At 66.3% G+C, this 5,435-nt stretch carries 4 protein-coding genes; all 4 read left to right on the top strand.

What is annotated here, in order from left to right:
• Positions 1 to 1,947, top strand: a 1,947-nt coding sequence (locus AC1D12_RS23545) for a hypothetical protein (RefSeq protein ID WP_477843214.1), incomplete at its 5' end; no start/stop codon positions are given.
• Positions 1,948 to 2,006: 59 nt separating this feature from the next.
• Positions 2,007 to 3,233, top strand: coding sequence for a pyridoxal phosphate-dependent aminotransferase (locus AC1D12_RS23540; protein WP_047511988.1), 1,227 nt, complete (start codon positions 2,007 to 2,009; stop codon positions 3,231 to 3,233).
• A 49-nt stretch (positions 3,234 to 3,282) separates the two neighbouring features.
• Positions 3,283 to 4,608 (top strand): homoserine dehydrogenase, encoded by a 1,326-nt coding sequence (locus tag AC1D12_RS23535; protein WP_477843212.1) that lies wholly within the window; start codon positions 3,283 to 3,285, stop codon positions 4,606 to 4,608.
• Positions 4,605 to 5,435: threonine synthase (gene thrC / locus AC1D12_RS23530; protein WP_477843210.1), on the top strand; the 831-nt coding region annotated here is incomplete at its 3' end. The genes AC1D12_RS23535 and thrC, both read left to right, overlap by 4 nt.

The following is a 5,435-nucleotide window of genomic DNA, read 5'->3' as shown; positions in this document are numbered from 1 at the left end:
GCCCTGGAGACTGCCATCAAGCAGCTCAAGAACCTGCGCAAGCGGGACATGATGCCGGTGGCCTGCGACTGGCTCCAGGTGAGAAAAGACGTCGAGGCGCCCTCGGAGCAATTGCAACGCGAATGCAGGATCCTGCTGAACCACGCAGCCGGCTGTGCCATGGAGGGGCGAGGCGGGGAACTGCGTGAGGCACTGAAGGAGCTTGTCCTCGTGGTGGTCGAAAACAGGATGCTGAGAGGGTCGGTGGGCATGTTGTCGATCCATCTGCTGGCGCAATGCCAGGTGGTCTCCCTCTTCCGATCCGATGAGCTGCCGCGGGACGTCTACGACGCGGTGGCGGCTCTGCTGGCGCAATTGCGCCAGCCGTTCCTCTCCCAGGTCGAGGACCAAATCGGTTCGATGCTGCCGGAGGAGGAGGGCATCGCTCAGGAGCCYTCCCCCGACATCCCCGTGAAGGCGCCGCTGTTCGAGCGCATGCCGTGGGTGCTTCGATCCACCCTGAACGGCGTGCGGGAAGGGGGCTGCCACTGGATTGCGATGCTGTTCGCGTCGTGGGCGATCTCATCCGCCATGGAAGCCTTTCTCGGCGCCGTGGACGGGCATGCCTGGCCGCTGGTGACGATCCTGGGTCTGACCGTGGCCCTGGCGTTCATCGGGGTGGACCGGTTCTTCCAGAAGAAGATCGTCAACACGCAGGCGTTCCGCCGGCCGGCAGACGCGCAACTCGGCCGCTACGCCGAGTCGAAATGCTTCAACCTGATGCGGTGGACCTCGCTGATCCTGCCGTGGGCATTGCCGGTGAGCTTCTTCCTGGTCGGGTTGGCTTCCTTCGATGCCCAGGCGCGATCATCGCAAGGCAGCCCGGGAGGCAACGGCACGTCGGCCTTCGAGCCCGAACCTTGGCAGGGTGGCATGCTGTCGCAGAACGCCAGCCTGTGCGAGATCAAGGCAGCGGCGCAGATGTCAGGCGATCTGATCGAGCATGCCTTCCGATGCGCGCTGATACCCGTGCAGGCGCAGATCACCGGCCTGGTCGCGCGTCCGTTCCGTGATCTGCTGCAGTCCGGTTCACGAAGCCGATGGACGTCCGGGCTCTCGTTGTGCCGCTGCATCATCAACCCGCAGGGCGGGAAGGAGTTCATCAAGCTGACGGACGACGAACAGTGGCGGGTGTGGCTGTTGCGGGATGCCCTCTATGCCATCTCGTCGGCAGGAGCCCTGGGGGGCGGGCAGGCATTCGGCAAGAACCTGATTTCACTGATCCAGTTGCGGACCTGCCTGGCCCACGAGGCGATCGGCATCGAGTTCAAGAGCGTCTACGGGCCTGTGAACGAGACCTTGGACGGCTTCTGGCCCGACCTCGCGAGCAAGCTGGTGGCGTGGTGTCCCGCTCTGGTGGGGCTCGAATCGCCACCGGACCAGCCCCTGGTCTGTGTCGTGGATCGCCAGCCCTGTGTCGTGGGCGATGAAGACGGCCTGCCGAAGTTTCGCCGGCATCTCGTGCAGAACGCGTCGGCACGGATCGCGACGGCGGCGACCGGCAACGATGCCTTCGGCTCGCTGGCAACGCTGTGCAGCCGGCTGGGCTACCCCGATGTCGAAACCTTCTTCCTTTTCGTCGGGTCCTTGCTCAATGCTGCGACCGGTGGCGCTCGCGCGCGCAGCGCCAACTACCTGGCCGATCCGGACGGCAGTGCCCATCCCGATACCGTCACACGGTTGGCCGAGGTCATCGTCACCCGAAGCTCGTCGACGGACGTGACGGCGACRCTTCCGACACCACGGGAGCAAAGGATTCGTGAGAACCTGGAACAGCGGCGTGTGATCGCGAGCACCTTCCTGAGTGGTGGAGGCGACAGCGCGGGGGACGGTTCGGCACTCACAGGCACGATGAACGAAGAAGATTCTTCCTGTCATGGCGACCGTGCGGGCGAAAGCTTGCTATGACCGGGCACACAGCAGCGCTGTGCCAAAATTCCGCTCTCCTGACCCCGCCGGAGCCCCCGTTGAAACCCATCTCCAAGTCCAGCAAGCTCGCCAGCGTCTGCTACGACATCCGCGGGCCCGTGCTCGAGAAGGCCCGGCAGATGGAGGAAGAGGGCCAGAAGATCATCAAGCTGAACATCGGCAACCTCGCGGTGTTCGGCCTGGAACCGCCGGACGAGATCGTGCAGGACATGATCCGCAACCTGCCGCACTCGGCCGGCTACACCGACTCGAAGGGGCTGTTCGCGCCGCGCAAGGCGGTCGTGCACTACTCGCAGGAGAAGAACATCGCCGGCGTCACCGTCGACGATGTCTACCTCGGCAACGGCGCCTCCGAGCTGATCGCGATGAGCATGAACGCGCTGCTCAACGACGGCGACGAAGTCCTGGTGCCGGCGCCCGACTACCCGCTGTGGACCGCCTCGGTGGCCCTCTCGGGCGGCACCGCGGTGCACTACGTCTGCGACGAGCAGAGCGACTGGTTCCCCGACATCGCCGACATCAAGGCCAGGATCACGCCGAACACCAAGGCGATCGTCGTGATCAACCCGAACAACCCGACCGGCGCGCTGTACCCCGACAGCCTGCTGCGCGAGATCGTCGAGGTCGCGCGCCAGCACCAGCTGATCGTGTTCGCCGACGAGATCTACGACAAGACGCTGTACGACGGCAACACCCACACCAGCATCGCGTCGCTCGCGACCGACGTGCTGTTCGTCACCTTCAACGGCCTCAGCAAGAACTACCGCTCCTGCGGCTACCGCGCCGGCTGGATGATCGTCTCCGGCGAGAAGCGCCATGCGCGCGACTACATCGAGGGGCTGAACATGCTCGCGTCGATGCGCCTGTGCTCCAACACGCCCGGCCAGCTCGCGATCCAGACTGCGCTTGGCGGCTACCAGAGCATCAAGGACCTGGTCGCCCCCGGCGGCCGGCTGTGCCGCCAGCGCGACCTCGCGCACCAGCTGCTGACGCAGATCCCCGGCGTCAGCTGCGTGAAGCCGAAGGCGGCCCTGTACATGTTCCCGCGCCTCGATCCCAAGCTCTACCCGATCGCCGACGACCAGCAGTTCGCCTACGACCTGCTCGCCGACGAGAAGGTGCTGATCGTGCAGGGCACCGGCTTCAACTGGCTGCAGCCCGATCACTTCCGGCTCGTGTTCCTGCCGAACTCCGACGACCTCTCCGACGCGATCGGCCGCATCGCGCGCTTCCTCGACCACTACCGCAAGCGTCATTCGCACTGATTTTTTTGCACCGATTCCTCAACCAGCCCGCATCGGGCGTTCTCGCACCATGAAACCCATCCAAGTCGGTCTGCTCGGCCTCGGTACCGTCGGCAGCGGCACGTTCAACGTGCTGCAGCGCAATCAGGAGGAAATTCGGCGTCGCGCCGGCCGCAGCATTCAGATCACGATGGTGGCGGCACGCAACGTCGAGCGGGCGCGCGGCATCGTCGGTGATGCCGCGAAGGTGGTGGCCGATGCGCGCGAGGTCATCGCGAACCCGGCGATCGACATCGTCGTCGAGCTGATCGGCGGCTACGACATCGCGAAGACGCTGGTGATGGAAGCCATCGCGGCCGGCAAGCACGTCGTCACCGCCAACAAGGCGCTGCTCGCGGTGCACGGCACCGAGATCTTCGCGGCGGCGCATGCCAAGGGCGTGATGGTGGCCTTCGAGGCCGCGGTGGCCGGCGGCATCCCGATCATCAAGCAGTTGCGCGAGGGCCTGTCGGCCAACCGCATCGAATGGATCGCCGGCATCATCAACGGCACCACCAACTTCATCCTGTCGGAGATGCGGGCCAAGGGCCTCGATTTCGACGCGGTGCTGAAGGAGGCGCAGCGCCTGGGCTATGCCGAGGCCGACCCGACCTTCGACATCGAGGGCGTCGACGCCGCGCACAAGCTGACCATCATGAGCGCGATCGCGTTCGGAACGCCGGTGCAGTTCGAGCGCGCCCACATCGAGGGCATCACGAAGCTGCAGGCCGCCGACATCACCTACGCCGAGCAGCTCGGCTACCGCATCAAGCTGCTGGGCATCACGAAGCGGCGCGACGACCTCGGCAAGAACGCCGGCATCGAGCTGCGCGTGCACCCGACGCTGGTGCCGTCGAAGCGGCTGATCGCCAACGTCGAGGGCGCGATGAACGCCGTCGTCGTGCACGGCGATGCGGTCGGCACGACGCTGTCGTACGGCAAGGGCGCCGGCTCCGAGCCGACGGCCTCCGCCGTGGTCGCCGACCTGGTCGACATCACCCGGCTGCACACCGCCGACCCCGACCACCGAGTGCCGCACCTGGCCTTCCAGCCGAACCAGCTCACCGACACGCCGATCCTCGGCATGGAACAGGTCGTCACCTCGTTCTACCTGCGGCTGCAGGTGGCCGACCAGGCCGGCGTGCTGGCGCGCATCACCGGCATCCTGGCCGAGCACGGGATCTCGATCGATGCGCTGCTGCAACGGGAGTCGGCCGAAGGCGAGGCCCACACCGACGTGATCATCCTGACCCACGACACCGTCGAGGGCGAGATGAACAAGGCGCTCGCGCAGATGCAGGCGCTGCCCACGGTGCTGTCGCCGATCGTGCGCATCCGCAAGGAAGAGCTGTCGTGAAATACATCAGCACCCGTGGCGATGCCACCCAGCGCGGCTTCTCCGACATCCTGCTCGAGGGCCTCGCGCCCGACGGCGGCCTGTACCTGCCGACGCACTACCCGCAGGTCGACGCGGCGACGCTCGCGCGCTGGCGCGAGCTGCCGTACCACGCGCTGGCCTTCGAGATCCTGTCGCTCTACATCGACGACATCCCGGCGGCTGACCTGCGCGCGCTGACCGCGAAGACCTACACGAAGGCCGTGTTCGGCTCCGAGCAGATCGCGCCGCTGACGGCGCTGCGCCCCGGGCTGTACCTGGAAGGCCTGTCGAACGGCCCGACGCTCGCCTTCAAGGACATGGCGATGCAGCTGCTCGGCAACCTGTTCGAGTACGAACTGGGCCGCCGCGGCGAGACGCTGAACATCCTCGGCGCGACCTCGGGCGACACCGGCAGCGCCGCCGAGCATGCGATGCGCGGCAAGCAGGGCATCAACGTCTTCATGCTGAGCCCGCACGGCCGCATGAGCCCGTTCCAGCAGGCGCAGATGTTCAGCCTGCAGGATCCGAACATCCACAACATCGCGATCGAAGGCGTGTTCGACGATTGCCAGGACATCGTCAAGGCGGTGTCGAACGACCTGGCGTTCAAGCGCGCGCACCGCATCGGCACCGTCAATTCCATCAACTGGGCGCGGCTGCTCGCGCAGGTGGTGTACTACTTCGCCGGCTGGCTGCAGGCCACGCGCGACGGGGCGGCGCAAGTCAGCTTCGCGGTGCCGTCGGGCAACTTCGGCAACATCTGCGCCGGCCACGTGGCGCGCCGCATGGGCCTGCCGATCCGGCAG

The sequence above is a fragment of the Rhizobacter sp. P1_G5 genome, from assembly GCF_056405435.1.
Note: the sequence above shows the minus strand (reverse complement) of the source record. Positions and strands in the feature narration are given on the sequence as shown.